13 protein-coding genes are annotated in these 17971 nt (G+C 57.0%); 7 read left to right on the top strand and 6 right to left on the bottom strand.

The genetic code is table 11. The features are described 5' to 3' along the window. Positions 1 to 14: 14 nt before the first annotated feature. The 3 genes from V6L81_RS18980 to V6L81_RS18970 all read right to left on the bottom strand — a co-directional run bounded on the left by V6L81_RS18980 (position 15) and on the right by V6L81_RS18970 (position 3648). Positions 15 to 1847: an ABC transporter ATP-binding protein gene (locus V6L81_RS18980; protein WP_095002673.1), complete on the bottom strand. Its 1833-nt coding sequence runs from the start codon at positions 1845 to 1847 to the stop codon at positions 15 to 17. Between the two features lie 150 nt (positions 1848 to 1997). Beyond that, on the bottom strand, positions 1998 to 2561 hold the full coding sequence (locus tag V6L81_RS18975) for a peptidylprolyl isomerase (protein ID WP_095002672.1): 564 nt from the start codon (positions 2559 to 2561) through the stop codon (positions 1998 to 2000). Positions 2562 to 2724: 163 nt separating this feature from the next. Then, entirely contained in the window at positions 2725 to 3648 is a 924-nt protein-coding gene (locus V6L81_RS18970; protein ID WP_095002671.1) for a LysR family transcriptional regulator, read from the bottom strand. Between the two features lie 154 nt (positions 3649 to 3802). On the opposite strand from V6L81_RS18970, the gene V6L81_RS18965 reads away from it, so the two are divergent. The 4 genes from V6L81_RS18965 to V6L81_RS18950 all read left to right on the top strand — a co-directional run bounded on the left by V6L81_RS18965 (position 3803) and on the right by V6L81_RS18950 (position 12152). Further along, entirely contained in the window at positions 3803 to 4402 is a 600-nt protein-coding gene (locus tag V6L81_RS18965; RefSeq protein WP_095002670.1) for an FMN-dependent NADH-azoreductase, read from the top strand. 299 nt (positions 4403 to 4701) lie between these two features. Further along, a complete protein-coding gene (locus V6L81_RS18960) occupies positions 4702 to 10536 on the top strand; it encodes a hypothetical protein (RefSeq protein ID WP_338660264.1) in 5835 nt (1944 codons plus the stop codon). Between the two features lie 153 nt (positions 10537 to 10689). Beyond that, positions 10690 to 11550, top strand: a complete 861-nt coding sequence (locus V6L81_RS18955) for a carboxylate/amino acid/amine transporter (RefSeq protein ID WP_095002668.1) — start codon at positions 10690 to 10692, stop codon at positions 11548 to 11550. Between the two features lie 41 nt (positions 11551 to 11591). Beyond that, positions 11592 to 12152: an alpha/beta hydrolase gene (locus V6L81_RS18950; protein ID WP_095002667.1), complete on the top strand. Its 561-nt coding sequence runs from the start codon at positions 11592 to 11594 to the stop codon at positions 12150 to 12152. A 92-nt stretch (positions 12153 to 12244) separates the two neighbouring features. On the opposite strand, the gene V6L81_RS18945 is transcribed toward V6L81_RS18950, so the two are convergent. After that, positions 12245 to 13513 (bottom strand): mechanosensitive ion channel family protein, encoded by a 1269-nt coding sequence (locus V6L81_RS18945; protein WP_095002666.1) that lies wholly within the window; start codon positions 13511 to 13513, stop codon positions 12245 to 12247. A 191-nt stretch (positions 13514 to 13704) separates the two neighbouring features. Between V6L81_RS18945 and V6L81_RS18940 the strand changes: the two genes are divergently transcribed. Continuing rightward, positions 13705 to 15051, top strand: a complete 1347-nt coding sequence (locus V6L81_RS18940; protein WP_095002665.1) for a DEAD/DEAH box helicase — start codon at positions 13705 to 13707, stop codon at positions 15049 to 15051. Between the two features lie 187 nt (positions 15052 to 15238). On the opposite strand, the gene V6L81_RS18935 is transcribed toward V6L81_RS18940, so the two are convergent. Next, complete coding sequence (locus tag V6L81_RS18935; RefSeq protein ID WP_130872352.1) at positions 15239 to 15961, bottom strand: TorF family putative porin; 723 nt, start codon at positions 15959 to 15961, stop codon at positions 15239 to 15241. 194 nt (positions 15962 to 16155) lie between these two features. Then, positions 16156 to 16335: a hypothetical protein gene (locus V6L81_RS18930; protein WP_016781632.1), complete on the bottom strand. Its 180-nt coding sequence runs from the start codon at positions 16333 to 16335 to the stop codon at positions 16156 to 16158. 358 nt (positions 16336 to 16693) lie between these two features. On the opposite strand from V6L81_RS18930, the gene V6L81_RS18925 reads away from it, so the two are divergent. Both V6L81_RS18925 and V6L81_RS18920 read left to right on the top strand, forming a co-directional pair. Further along, a complete protein-coding gene (locus V6L81_RS18925) occupies positions 16694 to 17530 on the top strand; it encodes a S1 RNA-binding domain-containing protein (RefSeq protein ID WP_095002663.1) in 837 nt (278 codons plus the stop codon). A 22-nt stretch (positions 17531 to 17552) separates the two neighbouring features. Next, positions 17553 to 17957, top strand: a complete 405-nt coding sequence (locus V6L81_RS18920; protein ID WP_095002662.1) for a DUF2177 family protein — start codon at positions 17553 to 17555, stop codon at positions 17955 to 17957. Positions 17958 to 17971: the final 14 nt, after the last annotated feature.

Genomic DNA, 17971 nt, shown 5'->3' with positions numbered 1-17971 from the left:
AGCGCTTTTTTGGTTCAGTCGATGCCGACAAAACCACCGGTCTGGTGTTGCCACAAACGCGAGTACAAGCCACCTTTGGCGAGCAGCTCGCTGTGGGTTCCGGATTCAGCGATACGGCCGTTTTCCAGGACCACCAGACGGTCCATCCGTGCAATGGTGGAGAGGCGGTGGGCGATGGCAATCACGGTTTTGCCTTGCATCAGGGTTTCCAGGCTTTCCTGGATCGCGGCTTCGACTTCGGAGTCCAGTGCCGAGGTGGCCTCGTCCATGATCAGGATCGGAGCGTTCTTGAGCAGCACGCGGGCAATGGCGATACGCTGGCGCTGGCCGCCGGACAGCTTGACGCCGCGCTCGCCCACATGAGCGTCAAAACCGGTGCGGCCCTGGGCATCGGATAGCAGCGGGATAAACTCATCGGCCCGGGCTTTGCGCACGGCTTCCCACAGCTCCTCGTCGGTGGCGTCCGGCTTGCCGTACAGCAAATTGTCGCGGATCGAACGATGCAGCAGCGAGGTGTCCTGGGTAATCATTCCGATCTGTTCGCGTAAGCTTTCCTGCGTCACTTCGGCGATGTTTTGATCGTCGATCAGGATGCGACCGCCTTGTAGGTCATACAAGCGCAACAACAGGTTCACCAGGGTTGACTTGCCGGCACCGGAAGGGCCGATCAGGCCGATTTTTTCACCGGGTTTAATTACCAGGTTGAGGTCGCTGATGATCCCGCTGCGCTTGCCGTAGTGGAAGTCAACGTGTTCAAAACGCACTTCGCCACGGTTGACGATCAAGCGTGGAGCCTGGTCGCGGTCAGTCACGGCGACAGGTTGGGCGATGGTCTCCAGGCCGTCCTGAACCATGCCGATATTTTCAAAAATGCCGTTGACCACCCACATGATCCAGCCGGACATGTTGACGATACGAATCACCAGGCCGGTGGCCAGGGCAATTGCGCCGACGCTGATCAGCGACTGGCTCCACAGCCACAGCGCCAGGCCGCTGGTGCTGACGATCAGCAGGCCATTCAGGCTGGTGATTGCCACGTCCATGCTGGTGACCACGCGACTGGCCAGTCGGGTTTTTTCGGTTTGCTCGATAATGGCTTCGCGCGCGTACTGCTGCTCAAAGTTTGTGTGGGCGAACAATTTGAGGGTGGTGATGTTGGTATAGCCGTCGACGATGCGGCCCATCAGTTTGGAGCGTGCATCAGAAGATACCACCGAGCGTTCCTTGACCCGTGGTACGAAGTAATACAAGGCCCCGACATAGCACAGGATCCAGGTCAGCAGGGGGATCATCAGGCGCCAGTCGGCTTCGGCAAACAGCACCAGCGAGCTGATGGCATAGATCAGGACGTGCCACAGCGCATCGACGGCCTGTACCGCCGAATCACGCAGGGAGTTGCCGGTTTGCATGATGCGCTGGGCGATGCGCCCGGCAAAATCGTTCTGGAAAAAGTTGAGGCTTTGCTTGAGTACATAACTGTGGTTTTGCCAGCGGATCATGCTGGTCATGCTGGGGCTCAGGGTCTGGTGCACCAGCAGGTCATGCAGGCCGAAGAACACCGGGCGGATGATCAGTGCGACCACGGCCATCCAGATCAGCTCACCGCTGTGGACCTTGAAAAAGTCAGTATTGGGCGTGCCCTGGGTCAGGTCGATCAGCGTGCTCAAGTAGCTGAAAAGCGATACTTCGATCAGTGCCGCGATCAGCCCGACCACCAGCAAGGCGGCAAACACGGGCCAGACCTGGCGCAGGTAGTAGAGATAAAATGCCCAGACAGTGCTGGGCGGAGCCGGAGTGGGGGCTTCGCGAAAAATATCGATCAGTTGTTCGAAGCGACGATAGAGCATTGGCACTGACGCCCGCAGCGCGGGCTCTCCTTATAGTGGTGTGACCGGCAGAGCAAAACACGGTCGCTGCAGGCGAAGGCAGCATAGCCGTCTGCGGCAGCAGCGACCGTGTATTGTTTCCAGTCAGCGCTTCCTGCGTGATAGCGCCTGTCAGTCGATACGCTTGGCCGACTTGATCAGGACCGGATCGATGGGCACATTTTGCATGCCTTGTTTGGTGGTGGTTTGCGAGTTGACGATCTGGTCAACAACATCCATGCCATTTACTACCTTGGCAAAAACGGCGTAACCGGCATCACGGCCCGGGTCCAGAAACGCATTGTCTGCCACGTTGATGAAGAATTGACTGGTGGCCGAGTTCGGGTTCGACGTGCGTGCCATCGACAGGGTCCCGCGAACGTTATGCAAGCCGTTGCTGGCTTCGTTCTTGATCGGGTCGCGGGTCTGTTTTTGCACCATCTGCGACGTAAAACCACCACCTTGCACCATGAAACCCGGGATCACGCGGTGAAAAATGGTGTTGTTGTAAAAGCCGCTGTCGACATACTTGAGGAAGTTGTCAGTGCTGATCGGAGCCTTGACCGGGTCCAGTTCGATTTCGATCTTGCCAAAGCTGGTATCCAGTACCACGTGAGGCGCTTTGGCAGTTTCAGCCGCCATAAGGTTGGCAGCGAACAGCAGGGCGCCAGCGGCAAGAGCAATTTTTTTAAGCATGGTTCAGTGATCCTGAAAAGTTGGGTGACCGTTCTATGCCGCACCGTCAGTGAAGCTGGGGGGCATTGAACCAGTGCCCGTGCCACATCTTGCAATGGCAGATGTTCACGGGCGGCGGGTGTTGGACAGGATATTCTCGAATCAGGTTCCTGCCCACTGCTCATCACGCTTGCTGCGGTGCGGCGAAAGGTGCCTCGAGCGGTGCCGTGTCGAAAGTTCGCAACAATTCGACAAGGATTTGAGTTGCCGGGCCCAGGGGTTTGTCCTTGTTGGCGTACAGGAAAAACACCGGGTGACGATTGCCGCCCTGGTTGAGCGGCAACGGCTTGAGGAGACCTTCCTTGAGCTCGCGCTCGATCATGTGCCGTGGCAACCAGGCAAACCCCAGCCCGCTGCCCACAAAGGCAGCCGCCGTGGCCAGGCTGCCGACGGTCCAGCGCTGCTCGGAGCCCAGCCAGCCAACGTCGCGTGGTTGCTGGCGCCCGGAGTCACGAATCACCACTTGTAACTGGCTTTCGAGGTCCTGGAAATGCAACTCGCGTTGCAGGCGATGCAACGGGTGGTCGGGATGGGCCACGGCGACAAACTCCACGGTGCTCAACTCGGTACCCAGGTAGCCGGGAATATTGAAGCTGCTGATGGCCAGGTCAGCCACGCCTTCGAGCAGCACTTCCTCGACGCCGGAAAGAACCTCTTCACGCAGACGTACGCGACAGCCCCGGCTTTGCGGCATAAAAGCGGTCAGGGCGCGCACCAACCGGGCGTTGGGGTAGGCTGCGTCGACGACCAGGCGCACCTCGGCTTCCCAGCCTTGCTCCATATGATGGGCAAGGTCTTCGAGCTGGCTGGCCTGCTTGACCAGTTGCCGGGAGCGACGCAGCAACACGCCACCGGCTTCTGTCAGCACCGCCTTGCGTCCGTCGATGCGCAGCAGCGGCACGCCGAGCTGGTCCTGCATGCGGGCCACGGTATAGCTGACAGACGACTGTGAGCGGTGGAGAACTTCAGCGGCTTGTGCGAAGCCTCCGTGGTCGACCACAGCCTGCAAGGTGCGCCATTGATCAAGGGTCACGCGGGGCGCTTTCACAATGAATTCCTCTGATTTTGGAGTGGTTACAGGATACCGTTAAACAAACAGATTTATAGATAGGTTGTAGCAGGTAATTGCGCTTTTTTATCGAATCAATGACCCCTAATCTTGGCTCCATTCTTACAGCATTTACAGATGGAGCTTGTCCGCCATGTCCAATGTTCTGATCATTGAAAGTAGCGCCCGCCAGCAAGGCTCGTTTTCCCGTCAGTTGACCCAGCAGTTCATCAGCCAGTGGCAAGCAGCCCATCCGACCGATCAGGTCACCGTTCGCGACCTTGCCCTGCACCCGGTACCGCACCTTGATGCCAACCTGTTGGGTGGCTGGATGAAGCCCGAAGCACAACGCAGTGCAGACGAGCACGCCTCCCTCAAGCGCTCCGATGAGTTGACCGACGAGTTGCTGGCCGCTGATGTACTGGTGCTGGCGGCGCCCATGTACAACTTTGCGATACCGAGCACGCTCAAGGCCTGGCTGGACCACGTATTGCGCGCCGGGGTGACCTTCAAGTACACCGAAACCGGTCCACAGGGGCTTTTGACCGGCAAGAAAGCATACGTGTTGACGGCTCGCGGCGGGCTATATGCGGGTAGCACCTCGGACCATCAGGAACCATATCTGCGTCAGGTCATGGCCTTTGTCGGCATTCACGATGTGACCTTTATCCATGCCGAAGGGATGAACCTGGGCGGTGACTTCCAGGAGAAAGGTTTGAATCAGGCCAAGGCCAGGTTGTCTGCCATCGCGTAGTCTGTTAATCGACAGATAATCGCCCGATGGCTTAATTGTTTCATTGCTCCTTCAAGCATGCGGTTCGCGCATCGAACCTCCCTTTGCACTTTATTGAGTGCCCGTGCCCGATCAGCCTTTGCGCTGGATCGGGCTTTTTTTGTCTGGAGCATTTGTTGCGTACAAGCATGTTCACGCCTTTCAAGTGCGCTATGTATCTATCTTTTTACAGGTCCATGCTCTGTTAGCTTTGCCCTTTAATTGTTTTGCCCGGGATCCTTATCGGATGGCAAAACATCACTGATTAAGGGCTGTGTGCCATGTCCATGCTTTCGTCCCGCCCAGAGGCGCAACTCCAAAGAGAAGCGCTGGCCATTGCCGGCCACCTATCCCGACAGCCCACTTTTCTTGCGGCCGCCAGAGATTCGTTTCGCACAACGTTGCACCGGCGCTTTGCGTTTGTGTCACAAGCATTTGACCTGGATGCAATGCATGTCACTGATTATCGGCTTGTGTGGAATCAGGATCAGACCGAGCAGGTTGCCAGTCCCGCCACTTCCCGGACTCTGGGTGAGGAACTGAGTCGATATCTGGCGAGCCGTGAGCTGCCGGTTTTTCAGGGGTTGGTCGGTATCTTCGACAAGGCGGGAGTCTATGGGGATCTGGGGGCGCGCATTGTTGGCGGCGACAATACCGGCAGTGAGCTCGTGGCCATGTTGCAGGATGCAGGTGTCCGGGCCAGCTTGAACTACCAGCAACAGGTAGCGGCTTTTTATAGCGGTACACCGCTGGACGGGCTCAAGTCGGCCATGACTGTTGCCTCGCCCCATGAGCTGGCAGGTGTCGATCCGCAGCGACTTGTTTTCGGCGTCCTGGGGGTATCCGGCCATGAATGGGAGAGCCGCAGCATTGTCCAGCTGTTCGCGGCCTACAGGGAGAGCGGCGAGTTGGCTGCGCATCCGGACGGCATGAGCACGGACGGCCAAATGACTGCCTGGACATACCCTGCGGCCAGTGCGGGCCATTTTTATCGCAGTCACTCCGGTCTGGAGAAGCCTGGGGTTCTGCTTAAACTTCTGCAGGACGCCGATAATCGCTATGCCCGTGACCTGCCGATGAACGAGCCTCTCAAGGCCTGGCTGGCACACAGAATGGCCAGGCAAAGGGCTGCTGAAGCCAATCTGCGTATGCGCGACGGCACCTTGACGGCGGAAGGGGCGGCCATGATCAAGGGGATAACCGGCGGCGTGCGCGATGCGATGGATCTGCACAGCCCTGGCGTGTATGAGCTGTTTCTGCGGGTGCCTGGAATCGAGGCCCGGGTTGCCGGATGTCTGGTTCTTACCAGCAGTCCGCGGGATCTGCCCATCTACAGTCCTGCGGGTGTCATCCTGTTGATTGCAGGTCAGGGACTGATCGAGTTTTCCTCGGGCAGTGAGTTCAGTGACTGCATGACGCTCTGGCTGGATCAACCACAAAACCATCCCTGGTTGCGAGCCGGGGTTGCGTTGGGCCACCGGGACGCTGTTTTTGCCCATCGTCCACGTGCGCTTGTGGACTATCCGGGTGTACCCGGCGGCGATGCCTTTGCCCACTGCCTGACAACACTGCTGAGCTGGCAGCAGGACAGTTGTACGCATCTGATCCGTTCTGGCTCGGTGGAGCCCCTTTATCTGGAGCAGGCAATTGATCTCAGGGCCAGGTTTCGTGTCGGGCATGCGCTGCAGGTGTGCGAGTCAGCCCGACAGGGAAAGCACATCGCGCAAGCGTTCAGGAACACCGCCCTGAATGACGGGTTGGTGCAGGCATTCCCCCTGATCCAGCCACTGGTTTCACCATTCGATATGGACAGTCTGAATCTCAAGGGTTACCGCGATGACAGCAAAGTCACAGATCTGTCAGCCGGGAGGATAAATCCAGAGCATTTGCAGCTTGTCAGTACCAGTCCGCTCGGCGATGTGCTACGTGAAATGGTTGCCAATCTCGAGGCATTCAACGTTTTTGCCCAAGCAGATCTTTTCTTTATCTGTGCAGGTGACAATTGCATCGAAATGGCAGCGCAGGAGTTTCGTGAAAGCATACAGGCTCTTGTTCGCCCATTGAGGTACATCGCTGTCGAGTACCAATTGCCTGTAGCACCCGAGGCGGTGCCAGATGAACCGATAAACACGTTCAAACAGCAGGCAGACGCTACCTTGGCGGACTTGCAGGCTATGTCCGAAATGCTCAAGCAGTCTGCTGTACCGTCTTCGCGCAGGCTGCGTCCAGCCATGCATTCAGAGCTGCAGTGCGCCATCAGTGAGGTAATTCGCCAGTTTCAGTTGTTCAAGGATGACTTGCGTGGCGAGGCTATACAGGTGCTGTACCAGCGCCTGCCGCTTGCAGAAACACTGCCGGTGAGACTGCGCGGGCATCTGGAGACCTACCTGCAGGGTGACGGGCAAACCTATCTTTTTGATTACGGTGAGTCTGTAACTCTGCCGGAAATGCTCGAGTACTACCGTGTCATTCCGGCTGACCCGACTACGGCTCCTGCCAGGCTGCAGGCACTGAACGATCTTGAAGAGCAGTATGCAGTTCGGTGTATGGGTATGGAGCGGGGCACGCCCCTGATTGACTGCCTTCTCACTGCGGATCAGGAGCGAAAGCTGCTGAATGCCGTCAAGGGTTTTATATCGTCCCGGCAGCCTTCACAAGGTGTTAACGCTCTGCCGCCGCTGGAATTGCTGGCACATTACCTGCCTGATTTTGACCCTGCCCGGTTCGCTCACACCAGGCCTGCAGTCGCGCTGCAACAGCTGCTGACTTCAGAATGCGGTCAGTGTCTCGGTCGCGAATTGCTCAAGGTCCTGGGGTGGCATGGCGCACGCGATGGTGAGACCAGCCCGGTGACGCTATGTACCCAACTGGTTTGGAAGACTCTTGTGCTTCGATACTCGCAGGCTGGTGAAGTGGCCGGTTACGATTTGCACTCGGATCGTCTATGGGGCAGGACCTATGCGTGGATCCGCAGCGATTTTGAGACCTTTTTGCTTACTTCGCGACAAGCTGCATCCTCGGCGTTTGCCGCGTTGCTGGCGCGGTTGTTGCGAACGGCCATGCCACCGGATTTCAGTGTCCGCGATATTCCTGGCGAACTGACTTACGGTTCGGCCAGTTGGGTCAACCTGCGCCATGGTGCCGAACTGGCGCATGCCATCGAGCCAGGCTCGACACTGCGCATGACATTTCAGGAAGTCATCCTGTTGCCTGGCAAGCAGGGGCAGGGGCTCGTTTTTTCCGCCAAAGCAAACGAGCAGGAACAGGTTCTGCTCCGCGAGAAGTCTTCAGCCATTCTTGCCTTGCGCCTGCCTCCACTGATGGCCTGGGCGGCTCTGCATGGCGTTGTACCAAAAATGCCCCTGGCTGCTTATTCCAGTGTGGAGATCCAGCGCGCAGTACAAGCGCTGGATGCGTATGAATACGCGATTTTCAAAGCAACCAATGACCTGTTCAAGCCTGCCCCCAACAGGTTTGAAATTGCAAAAAAAGAGCTTGCCAGGCGCGGCCTGAATCCCTATTTCAGCGAGTTCACGGCTGCCAGGGGCAGAATGCCGCTGTTTGAGCTTTATGCTGCCGGCAAGCATCTGGAGCTGGATTTTCCGCCCTACACGTCAGCCACCATACCGAGTGTCGAGGAGGTTCGTGCAAGTGCCGAGCGCTTCTCACGGCTCAAGAAGTTGCCGGTGAATATCGAGCTGGAATTCAACCGGCAGTACAATGCCTATGAGGCGGCGCTGGTGGCAGCACAACAGGCGGTTGTCAGGTTTTTACTGGACAGCCTGCCCCCGCGGCAGCGTCAGGACATTGAATACAGCCATGTCAGGGTATTGCGTGTCAGAGCTGAAAGTACCGGCAGTGTCAGTGAGGACAGCCCCGAAATCACGGATTCACTGATGTTGCGTCAGGGGTTTATTCTCGAAGTGTGCAAAAAAGAAACCTGTGATCTCTACGAGATTTTCCCAAGGGCGCTGCACATACAAGAGAGTCCAAGGCTCAAGCCATTGCTGGTAGGAGGCGTAATCGCTCCAAAGAAAATCGGTATTCACACCTGGGTCCACACTTTTCGGCATGGCACGGTTTTGAATATTGACGAAAATGCCTATCGGACCGGGCACAAACCCATGCCCCATGAGACCTCCCGATCCAGGCTGATTATTGAGGAGCTTGGTAGCGTGCCAGCGGGAGACGAGACGAGCAGTCATCTGCCCGATACGTTCAACTCCTTGCGCAGCAAACAGATTGCCAGGCTGATTCCGCTCTATATCGACAAGGGACAAGCTCGTGCGGCTGCTCGGGGAGTGACAGCTTTTGACCAGGCACATCCTGCCCTGTCATTGCTAAAGGCGATTACGCCTTTCTGGGGGGGCATCGAGGATCTGCTTTCGGATGATCAGAAACGCAGAGCTTCGGGGGCATTCGGGATGCTCCTGGATCTGCTGTTTTTGGTCCCCGTCGTAAGATTTGCCGGGGGGGCAGTGCGGGTGATCAACCTGGCTGGAAAGATCGGTTTCAAGGCCGTGTTGCCCCGGATGGGCAAGCTCGCCAGAACCCTGCTGGTGTCTCTGGCTCAGGAGCTGAATCCCCTGGATGGCTTGCCCCGTTTGCTCAAGTGGAGCGGTGCCAAACTGCTTGAGGGTGGTGCTTGTCTGGCTGAGAAAGGTCTCGGGCACTTCAGGCAAGTGACCGGCCTTTTAAGCGTGGCGCGTTACAACATTAAACAGGGGCTGGTAACGGTCGCGGATCCCGGGGCCTGGAAGCCTGTGGCTCAGGGCGATGAGCTGCGTACGGTCAGTGATGTCAAAGACGTGCAGGTTCGCAATACGGGCAGCGTCACGACCAGTGATTACCGCCTGATTGATCCTGTATCCAGTCTTCCCTATGGGCCGCGCTTGGCCTCAGGCGCCCGGTCAGTACATTTCGGCCAGCAAAAATTCTTTGTTTCTGCCAGCCCTGATCTTCCCGATGGTTATTACTTGCTGCGAGTCAGAAGTCCTGACAATCCCTCGCAACTGCTCAGCAGCGGGGTAATTGCCAAGCCTGAAGCGGGAGCTGCGGGGCAATGGAAAAGAAGAGGGATCAAGGGCGGGGGAGATGAAGTGCCAGAGACCGCCAGTTTGCATACCTGGAGACTGCAGGACGATAACGGGCTGGCCTCATTGGGGGACATGACCACATTCCGGCGCAGCGACGTTTCATTGAAAGGGCGGCAGCCCGATACGACAACAGGTGTCCATACCTTCAACAATAGATCCTATATCGCGGTTGGAGATCCGCCCGAGGCTTATGAGGTGGTGCGGGTCAGAAACAGATTCTGGCAGTTGCATACGGATGGTGAACAGGCTGGCCCCTTTGTTGCGTATAGGCCAGCTCAGGGCCAGACCTCAGGTGTCTGGGACCTGGCCCCGCAGATTACTCTGCAACCCAAGCCAAGATCGAAATGGGAGACCGCCCCCGAGATCATGTTCACCCCGGAGCCGGACGGGCCGCAGCTTTACCGCAACCTGAACAAGCTGCCGGCAAGTACCCCCTGGCAGGTTGAGAGCGGCATCGACTTCAAGCGAATTGAGCAGGAAATCCGCACCCGGTTCAATGTTGAACTGGAGGGCGTTGAAGTCATTTCGACAACGGCCAGTGATTTGGCGGTCAGGATGGATATCCCCTACGACGCGGCCTCTACGAAAGCCAGCCCTGTCGCCTGGACCTCCCCGCAAGGCAAGATCCATATCGCCACGGATCATCCGGATTATGTGGTAAACGGTCTGGTGGACTCCGACAAGGTGCGCTCCACGGTAGTGCATGAGTATGTCCATGCGGCCTCTCATCGCAGAGCCGGTTTGCAGGTCATTTCCGGGGAGGGGGTCAATTATGATGAAAGTGTGGTGGATTATTTCGCGGAAAAAATCTACTCGCAGATTTATCCCGGACGGCCCTACAAAAGCGGCTATTTCACCGCGGACGGAGCCCTGTGGCACGGGCAACTGGTGCCGTTTATGAGTCAAAGCGCAACCATGAACCTGGTTGAGATCCAGCAGGCACTCTTTCACGATCCGGCGTTGTTCAGGCCGCTGGGCCCGGACGCCTTGCAGGAATGGAAGCGGCTGACCGGTTTCTAGTGCTGTGCGCCCTGAGCTCTCAATTGCCCTGGAGCGGATGAGATTGGCAAGCCAGCATTTTACTTCCCCGGCAAACCCGCTAAGGTCGCCCATTCTTTCGAATTCGCCACGGCGTAAACGAACAGGCAACTACGGTTTTTGAGCGAGAGATTCATGGGCTATCTGTTAATTGTTACCCTGATTCAGGCGTTTTCATTCAGCCTGATTGGCGAGTATCTGGCGGGGCACGTCGACAGTTACTTTGCGGTACTGGTGCGTGTGGTACTGGCGGGGCTGGTATTTATTCCGCTCACACGCTGGCGTCAGGTCGAACCCGGTTTCATGCGCGGCATGCTGTTGATCGGGGCGCTGCAGTTCGGTGTCACCTACGTCTGTCTGTACTTGAGTTTTCGAGTGCTTACGGTTCCGGAGGTGTTGTTGTTCACCATCCTGACCCCCCTGCACGTGACCCTAATCGAGGATGCAATCAACCGCCGTTTCAACCCGTGGGCGCTTGTTGCGGCACTGGTCGCCGTTATGGGGGCTGCGGTCATTCGTTTTGACACCATCAGCCCCGAATTTTTCAAGGGCTTCCTGCTCCTGCAACTGGGCAACTTCACTTATGCCGCCGGTCAGGTGATGTACCGGCATCTGGTCGCCCGCTACCCGAGCGATTTGCCGCATTACCGGCGCTTCGGTTACTTCTATCTGGGTGCGCTGGCTGTGGTACTGCCTGCTTTTGTGTTGTTCGGCAAAGCCGATTTCTGGCCTGAAGCCCCCTTGCAGTGGGGAGTGCTGGTGTTTCTGGGGCTGGTCTCCACTGCACTTGGCCTGTATTGGTGGAACAAGGGCGCTTGCATGGTCAGTGGCGCGACCCTGGCGGTCATGAACAACGTGCATGTGCCGGTGGGTCTGTTTTTCAGCCTGTTGATCTGGAATCAACACGAGCCTCTGGGGCGGTTGTTCCTGGGCGGGCTGGTGATATTGATTGCCGTCTGGATAAGCCGGCTAGACCGCAGGGCTGTGACGGTCTAAGGTCAATCTCAGTCCATCTATCGCCTTAAGGGAGAGTCGGAATGACAGTCAGGGTGTTGATCTTGCCGGGCCTGTTCAATTCAGGAACAGAGCATTGGCAATCTCACTGGGAGCAGCGCTACAGCGGTTTGCATCGGGTCAAGCAGGACAATTGGGAAACCCCCGCCTGTGTTGACTGGGTGCAGAACCTGCATAAAAAAATCACCAAGAGCGAGCGCCCCGTAGTGCTGGTGGGTCACAGCCTGGCGTGTACGCTGATAGCCCGCTGGGCCCAGCAGCACCCCAAGGAGGCAAGGCGGGTGCGCGGGGCGTTGCTGGTGGCGCCCAGTGATACCGAGGCCGACAGCTACCCGGCCGGGACCTCAGGCTTTAGCCCCATGCCGCTCAATACCCTGCCTTTTGATGCCATCACCGTAGCCAGCACCAACGACCCCTATGTCACCCGCGAGCGGGCCGAGGCCTTCAGCCAGGCCTGGGGGAGTGAACTGGTATGGTTGGAGAATGCCGGGCATATCAATGGCGAAGGTGGCTATGGCACCTGGCCGCAGGGCATCGAGTTGTTGTTCAAACTCACTGGCGACCCGCAGTTCAAGCACGCCTGAACATGTAGCCGCTGACGAGACAAGAGGCTGCGACAAGCCCCGCAGGGCTTTCAGATTCTCGCAGCCTCTCTGTACTCCTTAGCGGCTACACATCACTCTTCGATCGGTATTCTGGTCAACAGCCCCTTGCGCAGGTCATTGCCGCTTGGTTGCTGGTACACGCTTAAACCGAACTCGGGCAGTACTGACAGCAGATAGTCGAAGATATCGCCCTGAATGCGTTCGTATTCGTCCCACACAGTGGTTCGGGTAAAGCAGTACACCTCCAGGGGTACGCCTTGAGGCGTGGTTTGCAGTTGGCGCACCATGCAGGTCATGTTCGGCTGGATATCGGCATGGCTTTTCAGATAGGCAAGGGCATAGGCGCGGAAAGTACCGATATTGGTCATGCGTCGACGGTTGGCTGACATGGCTGCCACGTTGCCCTGGGCTTCATTCCAGCTTTTGAGTTCGGCTTTCTTGCGATGCAGGTAGTCGCTCAGCAAGCGCACTCCCTCCAGACGTTGCTCCTGCTCATCGGTCAGGAACGCAACATCGCTTGCGTCAATAAACAGGCTGCGCTTGATCCGCCGGCCGCCGGACTGCTGCATGCCGCGCCAGTTCTTGAACGACTCGGACATCAGGCGCCAGGTGGGTATCGAGACAATGGTCTTGTCGAAATTCTGCACCTTGACGGTATGCAGGGTGATATCGATCACATCACCATCGGCCCCGACCTGAGGCATTTCGATCCAGTCACCAACCCGCAGCAAGTCGTTGCTGGTCAACTGTACGCTGGCCACGAACGACAGCAGGGTGTCCTTGTAGACCAGCAGGATAACCGCAGACATTGCCCCCAGCCCGGAAAGCAGCAGCATTGGCGAGCGGTCGATCAGGGTCGCGACAATGATGATGGCCGAGAACACATACAGCAACATTTTGGTCAGCTGAATGTAGCCCTTGATCGGGCGCGTCTTGGCGTAGTTGGTGCGCGAATAGATGTCGAGCAAGGCGTCCAGCAGTGAACTGATAACCCGCGTCAGTACGAAGATGGTGATGGCCAGCGCCAGGTTGCCAAGGAAGTGGCGACCGTTGTCGCTCATGTCCGGCACCAGATTGCGCCCGAACTGCACTATCAGCGAGGGAGTCAGTTGCGCCAGGCGATGGAACACCTTGTGTTCGCGTAAATCATTGATCCAGTGCAGGGCCGGTTGGCGGCCGAGCATTTTGGTCACGCGCAGGATAATAATGCGTGCGATATGACCGGCCAGCAGGGCGACGCCCACGAGAACGATCAGGCCCAGTATGGCCGAAACCCAGGGATGTTGATCCAGATTGGCCCACAGGTCCTGGATTTGGCTCCAGAGTGCTTGAGTATCCATAAGCTAAAACGATATCCGGTAATAAATGGCCATGGGATTAGAGCACTTCAGGGCGATTTGTGGGCCCTGATTGGACTAAAGACCCTAAAAAACCATTTGTTTCACGCCGTTCGTGCAAAGTAACTCGGCCTTGGCGCTCGAAACCGTTACTCTATGCCGCTGATTTTTTGTATTTCTTCGAGGTAGCACCCGTGTTTTCCGATTTCGCCCTGCACGAACGCCTGCTTAAAGCTGTGGCCGAGCTTAAATTTGTCGAGCCTACGCCTGTGCAAGCAGCGGCCATCCCGCTCGCGCTCGAAGGGCGTGACCTGCGGGTTACAGCTCAAACCGGGAGTGGCAAAACCGCCGCTTTCGTACTGCCGATTCTGAATCGTCTGATTGGTCCTGCCAAAATCCGCGTCAGTATCAAAGCGTTGATTTTGCTGCCGACCCGCGAGCTGGCACAGCAAACGCTAAAAGAAGTTGAGCGTTTTTCGCAGTTCACGTTCATCAAGTCCGGTCTGATCACCGGCGGTGAGGACTTCAAGGTTCAGGCGGCCATGCTGCGCAAGGTGCCGGATATCCTGATCGGCACCCCTGGCCGTTTGCTCGAGCAACTGAATGCCGGCAACCTTGACTTGAAAGAAGTTGAAGTTCTGGTACTCGACGAAGCCGACCGCATGCTCGACATGGGTTTCTCCGAAGACGTGCAACGTCTGGTCGATGAGTGCCCGAACCGTCAGCAAACCATGCTGTTCTCGGCCACCACCGGTGGTTCGGGCCTGCGTGAGATGATCGGCAAGGTACTGAACAACCCTGAGCACTTGCAGCTCAACCAGGTCAGCCAGTTGAACGCCACCACGCGTCAGCAGATCATCACGGCAGACCACAACCAGCACAAAGAGCAAATTGTTAACTGGCTGCTGGCTAACGAGACTTATCAAAAAGCCATCGTTTTCACCAACACCCGTGCCATGGCTGACCGCATCTACGGTCGCCTGGTGGCTCAGGAGTACAAGGCGTTCGTCTTGCACGGTGAAAAAGACCAGAAAGACCGCAAGCTGGCCATCGATCGCCTGAAGCAGGGCGGCGTCAAGATTCTGGTGGCTACCGACGTGGCGGCCCGTGGTCTGGACGTTGAAGGCCTGGATCTGGTGATCAACTTCGATATGCCTCGCAGCGGCGACGAGTACGTTCACCGTATTGGTCGTACTGGCCGTGCGGGCAATGATGGCCTGGCGATCTCGCTGATCTGCCATGGTGACTGGAACCTGATGTCCAGCATTGAGCGCTACCTGAAGCAAAGCTTCGAGCGCCGTACCATCAAGGAAGTCAAAGGCGTCTACGGCGGCCCGAAAAACGTCAAGGCTTCGGGTAAGGCTGTTGGTGTGAAGAAGAAAAAGACCGACGCCAAGGGCGTCAAGAAGAAGTCGGGCGCCAAGGCACCGACCAAGCGCAAGATCGCCAACCGCCCGAAGACCGACGCTCTTTCGTTGGTCAGTAAGGACGGCATGGCGCCGCTCAAGCGCCGCAAGCCAGAAGCACCAGCGGCTGAGTAAATCGCTGGCATGGCTCACAAAAAACCCGGCCTGCGCCGGGTTTTTTGTTGCCTGAAACGCCGCAGATTTTGTGAGCGCCGCAATGTCTGCAGGAGCTGGCTTGCCTGCGATGGTGTCATCGTGGGGTGACTGGGAAACCGCGCCGTTTGCATCGCGAGCTAGCCCGCTCCGACAAAACCCGGGCGTTTCAGTAGAACGTCCGCTCGGCCTTAAATGTCAGTAAGCCATCACACTGGGTGTTCTGCCCTGAGTAGGCAGAGCAGTCGCTGCCGTCCAGGCTGGAATCGCTGTAGATCACGTTGAGGTCAATGCCCATCCAGGGGCGCGAGAGTTTGATCGACCAGTCATTGAATGCGCGTACGCTGCCACCGTCGGCAATGGACACCGGTGTGCCCAGTTGGTGGGTGGTGTATTTCATGCTTACGCCGATGCCAAAGGGCTGGTTGACCCCCAGGTCGGCAAACAATGTGCTGTCGCGGCGCCCCGGATCATTGCTGAAGGCGGCGCCAAAGCGCGTGCCCAGCACGGTGAGGCCTGCAAAGATCTGCTGGCTGTCGAGTGAGTCGACTTTGGGGTAGCTGTAATGGATCACCCCCAGCTCATAGCTCAGGGTCTGGTCAAAGGGGCGCTTGTAGCCCAGATACGAATCCACTTCCAGGTTGCTGCCAGGCTTGATGCCCATGGTTGGCGCCCATTGCCCGACATACCAGCCGCTGTCGTGGGTCAGGTCCAGGCCGCCATGAAAGGTCGAGCCGGGGCTGGTGGGCTTGACCAGGCCCTGGGCCATGCTGCGGCTGGGCTGGGTGGCCAGCTTCAGGTCGAAGTCGCCCAGCTCGCGGGAAAACACCTGTGCGTCTGCAATGGTGCTGGTCAGCAGCGTGCTGGCCAGCAACACCGTCCGTGTCAGCATGATCGGCTCCCTATTTGGGCTCAAAGGCTTGATTCAGAGCCTTCGGAGCATACGCAGGAATATCGGCAACAAAGTGCCGTTCGTCGATTTATCGATGCGAATCGGGGGCGGGGCAGGGGAACAAAGGGGATAAATCGAGAGTCCTAGCGCCTTGAAGGGCAAAGCGCATAAGGACCAGATGAAGCGAGGGGGTATTACTTCTTGCCGAGCGTGATTTGCTTGGACGGGCCGAAAGTTTGGCCGCTGACGCCTTTGCTGATTTGCTGAATCTCGCCGCCGGATTTCAGGAATGCTTCGATTTGAGCATTGATGGAATCACTGGTTTCAACAGCGGGAGCTGGCTTTGCTTTGCTGGCGGATGCTTTTACACGCATGGCGGCTATTGACCTGTAGAAAATAACTTGGCCAGCGATAGTACCTGAAATACTTGACAATTGCTTGTTAAATATCTTCGTAAAATAATATCGGTGCAGTATGAGTCAGCATGAACGACTGCATAATTGTCGGCTAACTCGCTGTTTTAATTCATAACGTGGGAGGTTTTGTATACGTGTCCGGCCGTGCGCAGATGGCCTTTGAGCATCCGCCAGGCTGACGAGTGGCGTCCAAGGCGCGTTGGAAAAACCTGATAAATCAAACCTTTCGCAGATTTTTTGGATGGCGGGCTGCGGCACTCCAATTTGCCCCCCTAAACTCGGGTAGAATGCCGCCTACGTAATGAGGGTATTGGACATGGCTTTAATCGGTCGCTACAACAGTTTGCAAGTGGTTAAACATACAAACTTCGGTTTGTATCTGGATGGTGGGGCTGACGGCGAAATCCTGTTGCCCAATCGTTATATTCCAAAAGATATTCCCAGCGAAGATGAAGACTGGCTCAACGTCTTTGTTTATTTGGACAGCGCTGACAAGTTAATTGCCACCACTGAAAAACCAAAAGTTCAAGTCGGTGAATTTGCCAGCTTGAAAGTGGTTGAAGTTAACAGCATCGGCGTATTCCTCGATTGGGGTTTACCAAAAGATTTGCTGTTGCCGTATTCCGAAGAAAAGCGCCAGATGACCGCCGGCGAATATGTCGTGGTGCACGTCTACCTCGACAAGCACACGCGTCGTATCACCGCGACTGCCCGTCTGGACCGCTACCTGGACAAAACCCCGGCCAATTATCAGGTCGGCCAGGAAGTTGATCTGTTGGTGGCCGAGGCCACGGACATGGGCTTTAAAGCCGTGATCAACAACAAGCACTGGGGTTTGATCCACAAGAATGAAATCTTCAAGTTCATGCGTGCGGGCAAGCAGGAAAAGGGCTATATCAAGGAAGTCCGTGCGGACGGCAAGATCAGCCTGAGCCTGCAACCGGTTGGCCAGGAAGCAGCCAGCAGCCTGAATTCGAAGATCCTCAGCAAGTTGCGCGACAACAACGGTGTGCTCGCCGTGAGCGACAAAAGTGCCCCTGAAGTCATCAGTACTCATTTTGGCGTCAGCAAGGGCAACTTCAAGAAAGCCATTGGTGCGCTCTACAAGGAAGGCAAGATTGCGATCCACCCGGACCGTATCGAACTGATCTGATCCAACACGAGGGGCTGGCGACATGAGCAAGGCAGTGTGGGCGTATATTGGTGCGTTACTGGCTTTTCTGGTGCTTGACGGCCTGTGGCTGGGCCTGCTTATGAGCTCTACCTATAAAGAGCTGTTGGGTTCGTTGATGCTGGCTCAACCCAAGTGGGGCCCGGCCATCGTGTTTTACCTGCTGTATGTGCTGGGCGTGGTGTTCTTTGTGGTGTTGCCGGCCCTTGCCCGGGCCAGTGCGCGCAGGGCTGCTCTGGCAGGTGCGTTTTTCGGGCTGGTGGCTTATGGCACCTATGACATGACGAACTGGGCCACGCTGCAAGGCTGGTCGCCCCAGTTGGCATTGATGGACATGGCCTGGGGCGGGTTACTGACCTGTCTTGCAGCCCTGTCGGGTTATTGGGCGGCACGCAAGCTGGCGTCCTGATTGTTTTCGACCTT

Origin of the sequence: Pseudomonas bubulae (assembly GCF_037023725.1) — a bacterium.
Classification (GTDB): Bacteria; Pseudomonadota; Gammaproteobacteria; order Pseudomonadales; family Pseudomonadaceae; genus Aquipseudomonas; species Aquipseudomonas bubulae.
This window is presented reverse-complemented; position numbering and strand designations above follow the sequence as displayed.

Coding starts and splice junctions, on each gene's coding strand:
- V6L81_RS18965 (WP_095002670.1), top strand. CDS start 3,803: ATGTCCAATGTTCTGATCATTGAAAGTAGCGCCCGCCAGCAAGGCTCG.
- V6L81_RS18980 (WP_095002673.1), bottom strand. CDS start 1,847: ATGCTCTATCGTCGCTTCGAACAACTGATCGATATTTTTCGCGAAGCC.
- V6L81_RS18930 (WP_016781632.1), bottom strand. CDS start 16,335: ATGCGTGTAAAAGCATCCGCCAGCAAAGCAAAGCCAGCTCCCGCTGTT.
- V6L81_RS18960 (WP_338660264.1), top strand. CDS start 4,702: ATGTCCATGCTTTCGTCCCGCCCAGAGGCGCAACTCCAAAGAGAAGCG.
- V6L81_RS18935 (WP_130872352.1), bottom strand. CDS start 15,961: ATGCTGACACGGACGGTGTTGCTGGCCAGCACGCTGCTGACCAGCACC.
- V6L81_RS18920 (WP_095002662.1), top strand. CDS start 17,553: ATGAGCAAGGCAGTGTGGGCGTATATTGGTGCGTTACTGGCTTTTCTG.
- V6L81_RS18975 (WP_095002672.1), bottom strand. CDS start 2,561: ATGCTTAAAAAAATTGCTCTTGCCGCTGGCGCCCTGCTGTTCGCTGCC.
- V6L81_RS18925 (WP_095002663.1), top strand. CDS start 16,694: ATGGCTTTAATCGGTCGCTACAACAGTTTGCAAGTGGTTAAACATACA.
- V6L81_RS18945 (WP_095002666.1), bottom strand. CDS start 13,513: ATGGATACTCAAGCACTCTGGAGCCAAATCCAGGACCTGTGGGCCAAT.
- V6L81_RS18950 (WP_095002667.1), top strand. CDS start 11,592: ATGACAGTCAGGGTGTTGATCTTGCCGGGCCTGTTCAATTCAGGAACA.
- V6L81_RS18955 (WP_095002668.1), top strand. CDS start 10,690: ATGGGCTATCTGTTAATTGTTACCCTGATTCAGGCGTTTTCATTCAGC.